General features: G+C 52.8%; 12 protein-coding genes. All 12 read right to left on the minus strand.

Features of this window, described 5'->3' with window-relative positions; genetic code table 11:
• Positions 1-10: 10 nt before the first annotated feature.
• Positions 11-661 (minus strand): hypothetical protein, encoded by a 651-nt coding sequence (locus OKC31_RS20565; RefSeq protein ID WP_265783717.1) that lies wholly within the window; start codon positions 659-661, stop codon positions 11-13.
• A complete protein-coding gene (locus OKC31_RS20570) occupies positions 648-1,976 on the minus strand; it encodes an AAA family ATPase (protein WP_265783716.1) in 1,329 nt (442 codons plus the stop codon). The genes OKC31_RS20565 and OKC31_RS20570 overlap by 14 nt, the downstream gene beginning before the upstream one ends.
• 334 nt (positions 1,977-2,310) lie before the next feature.
• Complete coding sequence (locus OKC31_RS20575; RefSeq protein WP_265783715.1) at positions 2,311-2,670, minus strand: YggL family protein; 360 nt, start codon at positions 2,668-2,670, stop codon at positions 2,311-2,313.
• A complete protein-coding gene (locus tag OKC31_RS20580; RefSeq protein WP_265783714.1) occupies positions 2,670-4,037 on the minus strand; it encodes an ankyrin repeat domain-containing protein in 1,368 nt (455 codons plus the stop codon). The genes OKC31_RS20575 and OKC31_RS20580 overlap by 1 nt, the downstream gene beginning before the upstream one ends.
• A gap of 68 nt (positions 4,038-4,105) precedes the next feature.
• Positions 4,106-5,293 (minus strand): restriction endonuclease subunit S, encoded by a 1,188-nt coding sequence (locus OKC31_RS20585; protein ID WP_270657569.1) that lies wholly within the window; start codon positions 5,291-5,293, stop codon positions 4,106-4,108.
• Positions 5,290-6,930 (minus strand): type I restriction-modification system subunit M, encoded by a 1,641-nt coding sequence (locus OKC31_RS20590; RefSeq protein WP_265783712.1) that lies wholly within the window; start codon positions 6,928-6,930, stop codon positions 5,290-5,292. Before OKC31_RS20590 ends, OKC31_RS20585 begins: the two co-directional genes overlap by 4 nt.
• Before the next feature lie 160 nt (positions 6,931-7,090).
• A complete protein-coding gene (locus OKC31_RS20595) occupies positions 7,091-10,495 on the minus strand; it encodes a DEAD/DEAH box helicase family protein (RefSeq protein WP_270657571.1) in 3,405 nt (1,134 codons plus the stop codon).
• A 5-nt stretch (positions 10,496-10,500) separates the two neighbouring features.
• Positions 10,501-11,439, minus strand: a complete 939-nt coding sequence (locus OKC31_RS20600) for a restriction endonuclease (protein ID WP_265783710.1) — start codon at positions 11,437-11,439, stop codon at positions 10,501-10,503.
• A gap of 280 nt (positions 11,440-11,719) precedes the next feature.
• Positions 11,720-12,214, minus strand: a complete 495-nt coding sequence (locus tag OKC31_RS20605) for a hypothetical protein (protein ID WP_265783709.1) — start codon at positions 12,212-12,214, stop codon at positions 11,720-11,722.
• Between the two features lie 2 nt (positions 12,215-12,216).
• On the minus strand, positions 12,217-12,909 hold the full coding sequence (locus OKC31_RS20610) for a YagK/YfjJ domain-containing protein (protein ID WP_265783708.1): 693 nt from the start codon (positions 12,907-12,909) through the stop codon (positions 12,217-12,219).
• Positions 12,910-12,964: 55 nt separating this feature from the next.
• Positions 12,965-13,180: a helix-turn-helix transcriptional regulator gene (locus tag OKC31_RS21735; RefSeq protein WP_425332791.1), complete on the minus strand. Its 216-nt coding sequence runs from the start codon at positions 13,178-13,180 to the stop codon at positions 12,965-12,967.
• Between the two features lie 13 nt (positions 13,181-13,193).
• Positions 13,194-13,409: a helix-turn-helix transcriptional regulator gene (locus OKC31_RS20615; RefSeq protein ID WP_139400148.1), complete on the minus strand. Its 216-nt coding sequence runs from the start codon at positions 13,407-13,409 to the stop codon at positions 13,194-13,196.
• Between the last annotated feature and the right edge of the window lie 480 nt (positions 13,410-13,889).

The following is a 13,889-nucleotide window of genomic DNA, read 5'->3' on the forward strand; positions in this document are numbered from 1 at the left end:
CCAGTGATGGCTAGAGCTGACTGCGCAGTATGTTCACCAGTACAGGTGCGAAGGGCTCCAGCTTGCCTTGTTCGGGCTGACTCAGATCTTCGATCAGCATTGCCAGCAGTTGTGCATCATCTTCCAGCACCAGTTGCTCCGGCCCGTCGCCAGAGTGAGTCCAAATCAGGCTATCCACCAGCTGCTTGCGTTTGGCAACCAGCGCCTTGTTGCTTTGCTCCGTGTCACCCAGATTGAGCACCCGGATCGTTTCTCGGGCTCGCTCGGTCAGGCCTTCCACCCGGCCACTCCATCTAAACCGCAGCTCGGTTTCGCACTCCGCCATCAGTGGCGTTAATGGCAGGGGTTGCGAGCCATGGGCGGCGTCACACTGCTTTGGCGCTCTGCAACTAGCTACCATATTGCTGAAATCCATGGTGCGATTGGGGGCGAGATCCCTCGCCTCCACATGCTCGTTCATGGTGTCTACATGGGTGCCGCTGATTGCCTGGCAACAGTAGGCGCACAGGTAGAATTGCTCGGCAGTGCAGGCCTCGCGAATATGCTGGCGAATCGCCTGACCCTCTTCATCGTTGGGTAGGTCGTGATATCGAGCATGAGGATGTTGACGTTTGAATGCCGCCAGGCTCGCGGGTTCCTGCCCCTTATCAACCTTGCGCACGGCGCAGCTCCTCTTTGCGCAGCAGCAGGCTAGCCTTGGTCAGCTCCAGATTGTTGGCTGGCAGTTCGGCTTTTAGTTCGGCCAACAGGGCATTGGCCTTATCAAATTGCCGATCTTGAATCAAATCGAGCAAGTCATTCAGTCGGCTCGCCACCCGCTCATTACGAATAGCGGTATCCATCACCTCCAGCAGCACCGAGTTGGCATCCTGACCATATTGGGACGGCACTTCAGTGAGTTCACCATTATCGAGCGAATAGACCAGCACATCCTTGCAATCGCTGATCACCAGTGGCGAATGGGTGGTCAGCACAAACTGACAGTTGGGGAAGGTATCAGTGAGCCGCTGGATGATGGCACGTGCCCATTGCGGGTGCAGGTGCATATCCACCTCGTCAATCAGCACCACCCCATCGCCGCGCAGGGGATTTTCCAGCTCCGGATTCATCATTGCGAGGCGGCGCGCTATATCGCCCACCAGCGCCATCAGGGATTTCTCCCCTTGCGACAGTTGCAACACATTGAGAGTCTGACCCTCCTTGTCGATGGACATATGCAGGCGCGGCTTGCGGCGCACCTTCAGATTTTCAAAGCCCGGCATAAAGTTGGCTATCGCCACGCGCACGGCGGTCAGCTGCCGATCCCGGGCCGAAGCTTGCTGCTGTTGCAAGGTTTGCCAGATAGAAGGGTCGAGCGTCTTCTCTAGCTGCTTCAATACATCCTCGGGGATCACCGACTCGTTCTCGCTATCTTCCCGCTCGCGAAACCACTCGAAGAAGCGGCGGAAATCGACCCCCTGATTGAGCGAATTGTCGTAGCCATCGAGCTGCAGGAAAGAGTGTCGCTCTTTGATCTTCAGGGGAATATCCAGCACCACGCGCTCGACCGGATAAAAGGCGATCAACGGCAGGCTGGTGGCCTCATGTTCAGAGAGTTGTGCCCGGTATTCATCGGCCAACTGACTGGCTTCGCTGAGTTGGGTTTGCTGGGTCCCCTTGCGGCCTTTGCGGGTCTTGGCCAATTTCCAGCGATAAGTTGTTGCTTGATTGTGCAGCAGAATATCGATGGCCGCCGTGGTTGCATCGTTGCTAATTACATCTTCTGGGATCGGGTTACCGCTTCCCTTGTCGCTGCGCAGGCGCGCTACAAACCAGCTGAGCGAGGTGGCCAGGGATTTCAGGATTGAGGTCTTGCCCGCTCCGTTATTGCCGATCAGCACGGTGACGTTAGAGTGGACCGATTCCGTAGGGGCCAGATCAAGGGTCAGTGAGCGAAATCGCCCTATGTGTTCAAGCTTTAACTGTTTGATTTCCATCGCCTGTTCCTTGAGCCGTCAGCTTGCCAACTGTTTCAGATAGCGTGTTCGTGAGCGAATCGAGTGGCTCTCGATTCGACGTTTTCTGCATGTCGTGAGGGGGATGCTATGCATCTCATTGAAAAGCATCGAAACATGAGGTGAAAACTTAACACATTCAGGGCGTGGCGACACCTGTTGCGGGGGTGTGCTAACCGCTCGACGGGGGTGGTGGCGAGCGCCCGCACACCTTGTTGCCGGCCAGCGGGCCCGGCACCTGTTGTTTAACGTGTTTAAATTCGACCCTGGCCCACCTCACTGCCACAGGCATTGCACACAGCATGGTGGCGTTCGATTACTCTGGCCAGGGGCCGTACCAGACATCGCTCAATGGCGCGATCTGGTGGGAGGTAACCCACGGCTGGCTGGCCAACCAACACGCCGCCTGTTCCCGATCGGCATCGGTCAGGGTGCTGCACGCAAACTGGCAGAGATAACCTGCTATGACATGGCTCGTCATATCCCCGCCACCGCCAAAGCACCACCCTTGTGCTTCGACGAATGCGATCCAGCGATCGAGCGCCTGGTCAACGTCGGTTTGTTGCGGGTCAAAGCTGAACCCAAGTTCAAAGCCACACTCCTGAAATTCGCCAACGTGCAGCTTTTTGCGCAGGCGGCGGGAGCGATGCTTATGGGGGGCGGGTGGTAATGTCATTAGCAATATCCTTGTTCCAGTTGATCACGGCTGATATCAAAAAACTGCGGGTCAATCAGCGTGATATGGTAGCGGTGCAGATAACGCTCCACTTCCAGCCACCAACTCGGCGGGCATTGAATAAAGTGAAGGCCCATGGCGATCGATGAGGTAAATGGGTATGAAAGATAACTGACTTCAGCCGGTAGCATGATCGTAATGGCGGCGATTTGCGCCTCCTGTTGCTCAATATAAAGACCTATTTCATCATCTTGCTGAATAATCGCCAGTTCAGTAATCCAGTTGGCTGGAATAAAGCTACCCGCGATTCTCATTTCGTTAAGGATACTTATTTTTAGTGATGGGCAATGGTAGTCATCTGTACGCCGTGAAAGGGGGGTATGATTGAGTTCAGCGTGCTCATCAAAAACAGTGAGCTGGGCAATTTGCTTTTTTAATTTTGAATACTGATCAATTAACTCTTCATTTTTTGGAGTGACTAAGACCTCGTTCGCATACTCCTCAAATAACTCCTGAATGTCATAAAGGTCAAAAACAGAAATAAGTGATTCATTCTGGGTTTTTAGCGCTTTGTAAATAACAGAATGGCCATCATCACACTGCGCCATAGGTGATGCACCAAAGTGGGCCATGGTTAGCAACAACTGTAGCTTAACATCATCCGGATCGTGAAAATACCAGCTTGCCAGATTACCGAACGGTGTTTCCTGCTGCATGCCATTGAAAAATAAATGAGCGTTAGGATTGGCCTTTCTGGTTAAAAGCCATGTCATCAGATCATCATCCAGATCGTACACGGCATTTAATAACGGATTGAAGCAGTTTCCGCGCCCCCATTTAATTTCCACATCAAGTTGAAAGTCATCAAGCCGGTTTCGATATGATGAGCGATACAGTGCCAATAACGGAATTGTATATTTGTTGTTATCTTCATAAGCGTTTTTTTGTTCGGTGTCATGACTGGTGCATCCAACCAGATTCAGATTTATATCTGGCTGTTGCAGTAAATAATCAAGACATTGATGGCTGTTATTTTCTATTGCGGCATGAATGGCGGTGCCATGCCATTCATCACCCCATTCCCCTGATATATATGCTATGGTGTTAATATCAAAATCCGCGGTGACGAGGGCTTTTACCATAAATAGATCATCTGTAGCGACGGCATCAAACCAGAGGCTATTTTCTGTTTCGTTGTAATGGTTATAGTATTCACATAACAGCATGGCGTAAGGTGCAGCCAGGTCAGGACGATCATTGCTACGACAGAGTTCGATGCAGGCGGTAAGCTGCTGAATATCCTCTGCATCCAGGCTCTCGATCGGGGGGAGGTCACTGATATCGAGTAATAGCGCCGATTGTTGCATCACACACTCCTTATGGGCAAAAAAGGGGCTGGAATAGCCGGTGGGAGGTCTATGACCTCCCTTTATTCTTATAACTGGCCGGAGAAGGCTTTTTGGGAAAGTGAACTAAATAGCTTCATGTAATTACATTCACTATATATTGGTATTTCCTTTACTTTCTTCATAATCCCAAGATACTTGTCTTGCATTTCCAATGGAGGAATAAATGGTAAAAATTCACTCAATACAGTTTTGTTAATCGTAGCAATGCCTGTAGTTTGCTTACCTACTTTTAAAAAGTATTTTTTCCCCCGTGAAGATGATATGACGGAACTAAGGAAACTTGGTCTTACATAATTGCTGTCAATTACTCTGACAGAAAAAATATGATTTTGATGGATACAGTTTTCTATCTCACCATTCCAAACATGGCCTCTTCCCAGTTTATCAGGATCGCCTCCTTCGGTGAGCAATATATCGCCTATTTGCAACGTGCTTTTATTAGCATCTTTCTTTGAGACGGTAATTTCTTGGATTGATGACAAATCAAGATAGCCATCTTGAACATTTGCTACTCGCATGTAAGGTAGTGTTATCGCATCATCTTCTTTGACTATTTTCCCTTTAGTTACTCCAGACCGAATGTCTGCAATATCTTTCAATACCACTTCATCCCATCCTTTTGGGTTGGTAACGGGATCGCCAAACATATCGAGGAAGACGCTGCGAAGGAATTGGTCGGCGAGGGCGATGGCTTGCTGGCGCTTCTGGCGAATGGCGTCGGCCTTATCCATAATCGCGGCAATACGCTTTTGTTCTGCGAGTGGGGGGAGTGGGATCTCAAAATTTTGCAGGAAACTTGCTGGTACTCGTTTCTGGCCTGCGCTGCCACTCATGATCCGTTCCGCAATGAATCTGAACTTTCGGTTCCAAATCAGATAAAAGAGATACTTACCATCAAGTTGTTTGATGTTTGGTCGTAATACATGAAATTCAGTTGAGCCAAAACCAACTTGCGTTTGTAGTGAATCAAGATAAGCAGCTTTTCCATTTTCAAAACATGGTGTGATCTTGGCTACGATCACATCGCCTCGTTCAAAATAAGTAAAGCCTTTCTTGGTTTCACTAAGAACTCTAGTTTCCTGATTTAACAATATCCCATCTTCCGATACCGAAGCCATCGCTAAAAAACTTACATCTTGAGTCTCATCGTACTCTTTTGGTAAGCGGGGATTAACTTGGCAAACATCAGCCAGTTTTACCATCGGCCACTTCATAACATGTTCTCCAGCTCATTCAAATCAGCCAGAATGTCTGCTTCCAATGCCTTTAATTTCCCTAGAATGACCTTGGGATCTTCATAGCTCTCCTCCTGATAGACCACCTCTTTATAGCGGTTGATGGAGAGATCGTATTTTTGAGCGGCTATCTCGGCCTTGGGCACGATAAAGGCTTGCTGGGTGCGATCCTGATAATCCCGCTCAACGCCCCCCTCGTCTTTCAGATGCTCGTTATTGGGGAACTGCTCGGCGAGCTGGCGGCTGAGCTGGTGGCCGATAAAGTTGCCGACCGGCATATGAGCCTGCTTGCGGTAGTGCTGCCAGCTTGAGACCAGATGGGGCAGATCGTTCTGGCTTATTGGGCTCCGCTTGTCATCGAGGCTGTAGCCGTCGTGTTGCAGATCGTAGAACCAGACATTGCTGGTGGCGCCGCCCTTGGTGAAGATGAGGATTGCGGTGGCGACCCCGGCGTAGGGCTTGAACACGCCGGAGGGGAGGTTGATCACCGCCTCCAACTGGTTGTGCTCCACCAGCAGCTCGCGCAGTTGCACATGGGCCTTGGATGAGCCGAACAGTACCCCCTGCGGCACGACGGTGGCACTGCGGCCGCCGATTTTCAGCATTTGCAGGATGCGGGCGATAAACAGCAGCTCGGTCTTCTTGGTCTTGACCTTGCCAAGGAGCTTGGGGTCGATGTCCTCCTCGTCCAGGGTGCCGGTAAAGGGCGGGTTGGCGAGGATCAGGTGAAAGCCTTCGTTGCTGGCGTCCGGGAAGTGATCGCGAAAGCCCTGGCTCAGGGTGTCCTGATAGTGGATATCGGGTTGCTCGACCCCGTGCATGATGAGGTTCATGGCAGCGATACGCAGCATGGTGGCGTCGAAGTCGTAGCCGTGGAACATGTCGGTATCGACGTGGTGGCGATAGTCGGCGAGCAGATCCCCGGCGAAGACTTTTTGCTCTTCCAGCTCGCCGCGTTCGTTGGCAACGACCTGGCTGTGGACGTTGTCGGCACTGGTGTAGCGCTCGACGATGTATTCGTAGCTGTTGGAGAGGAAGCCCGCCGTGCCGCAGGCAGGATCGCAGATCCGTTCATGGCGGGCGGGGTTGGGCTCCATCATTTCGATCATGGCGCGAATGAGGTGGCGCGGAGTGCGGAACTGGCCGTTAATCCCGGCGGTGGTGAGCTTGGAGAGCAGGTATTCGTAGAGATCGCCCTTGGTATCGCCCTGATCGATGGGAAGGGATTTGATCATCTCCACCGCGCTGACCAGCAGGCTCGGTTTGACGATCTCCAGCCGAGCATTCTTCATAAAGTGGCTGAGGATGGAGCCCTCGTGGTTGAGGCTGCGGAAGTGATCGAAGACGCCGTCGCGCACCGTCTCCAGCATCTCGTCCGCCCCCAGATTGGCGTAGCGGGAGAAGCGATAATCCTGCTCGAACTCGGCAAAGCGGTGTTTGAAAGGAATGCCGGCCAGCATCTGTCGCTGCTCATCTTTGCTCTCCTGCATGTCGAGCATGCGGGAGTACATCAGGAAGGTGATCTGCTCGATCACGGTCAGCGGGTTGGTGATGCCGCCGACCCAGAAGGCTTCCCACAGCTTGTCGATATTACTTTTCAGTTCGCCGGTGATCATGATTGTTCCATACAAGATTGAGAGGCTGCTGGCGCGTCAGTGGGCGGCCAACAGACTAGAATAAGCGGCCCGCACAGGGCGGGCCATCAGTGCCAGATTGGAATGGCCGCGATTGTACCGCGATTTTTGGCAGGATGGGCATTGATGCCCCTTCCGCTTTTTAGGGCACAGCCTTTCCGGTTTCAACGGCAAACCCGTCGACGATGGCCTTGAGGGCCATTACCTGTGCCATATCGGGGAAGACCCCGGTTACCCCCTGGCTGTTGACCGAGGTGAAGGGTTGCTCGAATAGTTGTTTCATCTCGATGGTGCCAAAGGTGCGGATATGGTTTTTCAGCAGATCGAGGAAGCGCATCTGAACCGCACTGAGGTGATGTTCGGCGGCGAAGGCGGTGAAACGCGCGGCCACCGCTTCTCCATCCATCCCCACCAGGGTACGCAGGATCTTGTCGAGCCCGGCACTGGCTTCGGGATAGAAGTCGGTCAGCACCTTGATATCGACATTGGGGTTTTGCACCAGCACCAGTTTGCGCAGTTCGTCCAGTTCCTGGTCGGTCACCGGCTGGCCACAACGGATTTTTTGCAGCACCCGGTTGCTGTTAAACAGGGGTTCCAGCACGCCTTGCACCTGCTTGCGGTAGAGCTTGAAATCCACTGATTTGATATTTGTCTTGCGCTGGCCGGTCTGATACTCCCCCTCGTCTTCTTTGATGTTGGTGACCAGCGGTGAGCTCGAAGGGGTGGGGGTTTTCTCCATCAAGTGCATGATGTCGCGCAGGGTGATGCGAGCGTGTTCCAACTGATCGAAATCAGCCTGCTGCCACCAGAGCAGCTCGCGCAACTGATTGATCAGTTCGCCGTGTTGCTGCACCTGAGCCAAGTGGGGCGGCAGCAGTTCCACCTTTTCCGCCACCTTGTGGTAGCTCTGCATCAATTGCTCCGGGTTATCATAGAGCGCCTGCTGGGCGGCGATCATGTCCATATCAAAGCGCAGAGCATCACCTTGGCCGCGTACATCGAGCCACTGCATCAAGGGGGCCATTTCGGTGAGCAACGCCTGCTGGGTAGCCGGTGAAAATTGCCGCAGCACCTTGGGATCGCTCAAGCGAGCCTTCTCTTTCCAGCGCTCTTGTACCGAGATGGACCTGTCATCCAGCGCATCTAGTTGGGAGCGCAGTAGTAGGGTCACCTTGTCGAGCGCATCCCGGTCAAATTTCTTCAAGGCGCTGCGCCCTAGTTGCAACCAGGCCTCGAAGCGTTGCTGAGCGAGGGATTTGCTGACCGCAGGCTCCACCTCTTCGGGCTCCTGCTCGAAGTAGTCGAACACGCCCCAGTGATCGAAGATGCGGAACTTTTCCTTGTGCTTGCCCGGCCCGAACAGATCTTTGCACAGGCGGGTGCCGCGCCCGATCATCTGCCAGAACTTCACCTTGGATCGCAGCGGTTTGGCAAAGACCAGATTGACCACTTCGGGCACGTCGATGCCGGTATCGAGCATGTCTACCGAGATGGCGATGGTAAGGTCGTGGTTTTTGCCATCGCCCTTGAAGTCGTCGATCAACTGCTCGGCACGGGGGTCGTAGTTGTCGATCACCTGGCAGAACTTACCCGCAAACTGGGGGTATTGCTCATCGAACACGGCTTGCAGCAAGAGGGCATGCTGGTGGTTGCGGGCGAAGATGATGGTCTTGCCCGGCAACTGGCCATCCTTGTCCTTGATGCCGTTCTCCATCAAGTTGCGCATGATGGCGGCATTGGTCGGCTTGTTGTAGATGGCCTTGTCGATACTCTGGGCATCGAAATCGAGCTCGTTGGGGTCGATGCCGTCATCTTCCAGTTGAGCTACTTGCTCATCGGTCAGGTTGTCGCGTTTGATCCCCTCGCGCAGGAATTTGGTGGTGTGAGTCACCACCTCGTAGGGCACCAGATGATCATCTTCGATGGCCTTTTCCAGCGAGTATTCGGCGGTGGGCATCTTGTAGTCACAACCGAATAGCTGGCAGGTGGAGCGGCTAACCATCTCGACTGGCGTCGCGGTCAGGCCCACTTGCAGGCAGTCGAAGTATTTGAACAGATCCCCGTAGACGTTGTAGATGGAGCGGTGGGATTCATCGGCCACGATGAGATCGAAATAGCCCACATCGAACTGCTCCATGATATTGAGCATGCCGGGATAGGTGGCGATAAAGATGCGGGCGGTCTGCTGGGTCGCCTTGTCACTGGAACCGACTACGCAGAGAGGGTCGCTGATAAATTCGTTGAAGGCGTTGCGGGCCTGTTTGCGCAGCTCCTTGCGGTCGCACAGAAAGAGCACCCGTTTCACCCAGCGGGCATCGAGCAGCAACTTGGTCAGGGCGATGGAGACGCGGGTCTTGCCGGTGCCGGTGGCCTGCACGATCAGGGCGCTGCGCTTTTTATTGCTGAACGATTCCGCTACGCGGCGAATGGATTCCAACTGATAGAGGCGAGTCCCGCCCCCGGCAATATTGGTGTCGATGGGGGTTTGCAACAGATCCTTTTTGCTGGTGCGCTGCTGGATCAGGTGTTGCAGGCTCGCCTTGCTGTAGAAGCCGAACAGGCGGCGTGGTGGATAGCCATGAGCGGGATGATCATCCCAGATAAAGATGTCGTAGCCATTGGTGTAGAAGATGACCGGGCGCTGACCGTATTTCTCCTCCAGCCAGTCGGCATAGAGCTTGGCTTGTTGGCGTCCTGTTTCGGCATCGACCTGAGTACTTTTCGCTTCGATCACCGCCAGCGGCTGGTGGTTGTCATCCCACAACACATAGTCAGCACGCCCCTTACCGGTCTTGGTGGGCTGCTTGAGGGTGGCTTCTTCCTGACTGACTTGTTCGGTATCGCTGCCATCATCCGAGATATCCCAGTTGGCATCGAGCAGGCGGGCATCGATAAGGCGGCGGCGAGTCTCGGCCTCGTTCATGTCGAGCAGGCTGACCGCTTGCTGGTTCTTCAGACGGGATTGTTCTAGGCGATCTTTGAGCTCGTCGGCCTGCTCTTTGGCTTGCTGCAGGTCACGTAGAATAGCGATCTCACGCTCTTCGGCAGCCTTGAGGGCGGCACAGGCTTTTTCCAGCTCATGCGCCTTTTTCTTCAACGCATCCGTTGTAAGTTCAACGGGTTGCTGCGCTGGCTGGGTGAAACTGCCACATTCCTGCTGATTGCCGTTGTCGTAGCGGATATAGAGCCAGGCGGCGATCAGCCACCCCTCTTTGAGCAGCCAGACCGAGTGCTTCTGCTCGCACTTCTCGCCGTGAGCTGCTTTGTTGCCGTATTGGCGCAGGATATCGAGTTTCCCGTGAATGGGCTTTGGCATCAGGTCGACAAATACATCGTCCTTGATGAGATCGAACAGGTTGGGTCGATAGCCTTGGGGCAAATGCTCTTCCCGATAAATCCAACGCACGATCAACTCGACCATGTTGCGCAGTTTTACCAGTGAGGTCTCCGGGTCGTTGTAGACATATCTCTCCGCCATCGCCCCCAGATCGGCTATCTCGGGCCATTTGCGGCGCAGCATTTCGAAGTTCAGTGACTTGTTTGGCATGGTCGTCAATCTTCCAGAAAGTAATCCGAATCCAGGGTCTTGATGGTGAGGGTCTGGCGAGTGGTGACGCCGACGCCGTATTCGATCATCAGGGCGGCAAGACGGTCACCGTCGATCAGCACAATGCGTTTCTCAATCAGCCCGACATACTCCTGCGCCTCACGGCTAAAGCTGGAGGTGGTGATAAAGACCCCCTTGCGGGCCTTGTGCAGATCAAGCGCCCCCGCGAAAGACTGGATCTCGGGACGCCCGACGGTTTTGTCGGTGTAACGCTTGGCTTGTAGGTAGATAGAGTCGAGCCCCAGCCGGTCTTCCTTGATGATGCCGTCGATGCCGCCATCACTGCTGTAGCGAGTAGTGCGGGCGGCATCCTGCTGGCTACCGCCATAGCCCATGGCCACCATCAGATCGACCACCAGCTGCTCAAAGAAGCGTGGGGAAAGGCCAAGGATCTCGGCCAGCAGATCATCGGCAAGGGATCGGTTGATGGCAGCAAGCGCCTGTTCAATTTGCTCTTGAGGGGTGCTGGCCTGCTCCGGTGTTGGCGTGTCTGTCGGGGTGGCCACGGCTGGTTGCTCATTCCCGGCGTCCTCACTGGTGGCGTTGGCAAACGCCACGAACTCGTTGAATTGGGTGAGATAGTGGTTGTCGATAGACCGCCCCGATACCAGCGCCGCCTTACCCCGTTCGGTGATAAGGCAGAGGCCCCGCTTGGGTTGCTCGATGAGACCCGCCTTGACCAGATAGGTCTTGGCCCAGCCGACCCGGCTGCGCAGCGTGGTTTGGCGGCCACTGGGCAAGGTGTCGGCCAACTGCTCGGGGGTAAAACCGTAGTGCTGACAAACCCGCTCGAATACCTCACGCAGAGGACGGGCTACACCATCGGCCAAGACCTTGAGCACTGCAGGCATCATGGCTTCATAGCTGGGCAGGGTTTCTTTCATCGGGCGACCGGAGCGAGACAAAACAGGGGGTTTATCTTGTCACAGCGACCTGCTTGGGGCCAGTGGATGGCATCTGGAGTGTGCGGGGGATCATTGCAAAGCACTGTGAGACGGCTGGTGGACGATCGATATCCACCAGCCACCAGATGGGGGGCTGTGCGTGATTGATGATCACCTCATACCATAAGTGATCACGTAGCACCGACCTTAGCTATTGATATTTATATGTATTTTTGTTGGTTGTGATTTTTTACATGCTCTCTGGGATTTTTTATTTTGGTTAACAATAACCTTTATGGATGTAGTGTCGAGTCGTGGAGGGGTTCAAATTATTCTCTTTTGCGTACTGGGCGATGGTGAGTTTCCTGAATGTTGATTGGTGTGCATAACGACGACAATGCATCTCCCAGATTGCACTCATTGGCTTGCGCGTTAACTGCTGCCGCGCATTCTTTTGATGCAGCTTATGCCGCTCGATATAGGCTTCAACCTGCGTCCCGTTAGCGTTCAGCTCTTGGTTAAATTGCTGGCGATGTCGTGCCCAAAATTTTTGTCTAAGCGCAGCGACCCCCACAATCCTGAACTTTGTGTAAGCCAGCCGCAATTCAAGGCCATGCAACTCGGCATACTTCTTGATACTAATCCCCTTCAGAAGCACCAACCTTGCCAGATTCTCTTGGTGATAACGCCAAAATCGCTTGCGCTGATAGAACCCCATTTGGCTCAATAAAGGGATTTCAGATGGAATCCTTGGGGCATAAATTCGCTTATGCATAGTTACTGCTTCCTGATACTACGGCTGATTTGGTAATCCTTGACAGCTGGTGGCCGGTCTCCTTTTGTTTCAGCTTTGGCCAAATAGCTCAAGCGGTAGATCAACGCTTGGAATCGTGGGATTTGACTGCGATGAACCCTGTAAAAGGCGCATTTTGGGAGACTCAAATAGCCGTGTTGCCAAATACACTCAGCGAGCTGCTTGATGGTGTTGGAGTGTCTGACTTTGTGTCCGTCCACCAGCAATGCGGTATGGTAGTGCTGGGCAGTGGCATGGTTTTGTTCTCTCACCCAGATATACCCGTGGTAACAGCGACCGTAATGCTTGCATAACTTGCGCTTCAGCTGTTTGAAAAAAAGGCTGACGAGCTTGTTATCCGGGCTCCATTGCTTCATTTTAAGCTCCAACCTGATCGCGATTAGTTTGCTAGATTTCTCATAGAATTGGCCGAGTAACTTGAATATGCCGTGCATGATGTCTTTACGGATCTGGTATCTGCAGATCACCGGCCAGTAATGACCACCGTACTCAAAACTAGGCCTAAGATATTCTCGAGAATTATTCTCAATAAAAGCCATATTATTAATATCCTGCTCTTGTAGGGATTGCCCCGTTGCTGGCAGCCCAGTCAGGTCAAGGCGTTGGGGCATGTTGGTTTCTGCCAACGTCAGGGAAAAAAACGTAATAGATGTCACAGGTTGTCACACTAAGAGCCCAAAAGAGGAGGCTCGAGGCCCCCATCACTGAGCATTAATTACGCTTTAACATGGTGTTTATTACTTCCCTATCCCAACCAATAAGCCGCTTGTTGTTATGCCTGATTGGTGCAGGCAGTTTGTGGTGAGCCATCCAGCGATAGATAGTCATGCGAGAGCATCCGAATAAGGTGCATAGCTCCTTCATTTTGACGATCGAGATTGGTTCTGGTGCTGGAGGTTTCAGATAGTCCAGGATGTTGTTTCCCATCTGTTACCTCTTCTCAGCGTGTGTGGATCCAGACCAGCAGGTCGGAAAGTAGCCAGGCACAGCTTGCACCCAGTTTTTTGCGCTTTGGGAATTCCCCCTTTTGTTCCAATACCCAGGCGTGAGTACGGGAGACCGTCGTGATGGCTTTACGCTCATTTTCCCGTACTAAACGGTCTTGGGGGTGGCCATAGAGCGCAAGAATTTGCTGGCGGTTAGTCTCTGAATACATGAAATCCCTCCGGTTAAAACTCATCAGCTGTTTGGGTTTGTTCGGAGGGATTTTGGGGTGTGCGTCGATGTTATGAAATGCAGCTAGGGGGGTAGATCATGTTAGAATGCTTATTTTTTGCGCATTGACGTTTGTATTCACTCACATAGCTTTTAATAAATTCGAAGTATTCATCCGGGTCATTTTTGCTGCCGATATCTTTATATTCATGTGGGGATTTTTTGATGAACTCGAGGATTTCTCTCTCAATTAGCCGCGCACACTCTATAATTTTAAGTTTTGGATTTTCAATGAAGAGCGGGCGGGCAAGTCTTCCTATTTCATCGCGTAATGGTTGTCGTTTTTCTGAATTTTTTGCACCCCCTTTTCGGCCATACTCTTTGGCTTTGCGTGATGTTTTTTGCCAGGGCGAGATCGTGAACGTTTTGAAGCAATGTTAAGAGGATTTGACCGACCGATCTGGGTGTGATCTTATACTCT

This window comes from Aeromonas sp. Y293-4 (genome assembly GCF_027705905.1).
Lineage (GTDB): Bacteria > Pseudomonadota > Gammaproteobacteria > Enterobacterales > Aeromonadaceae > Aeromonas > Aeromonas veronii.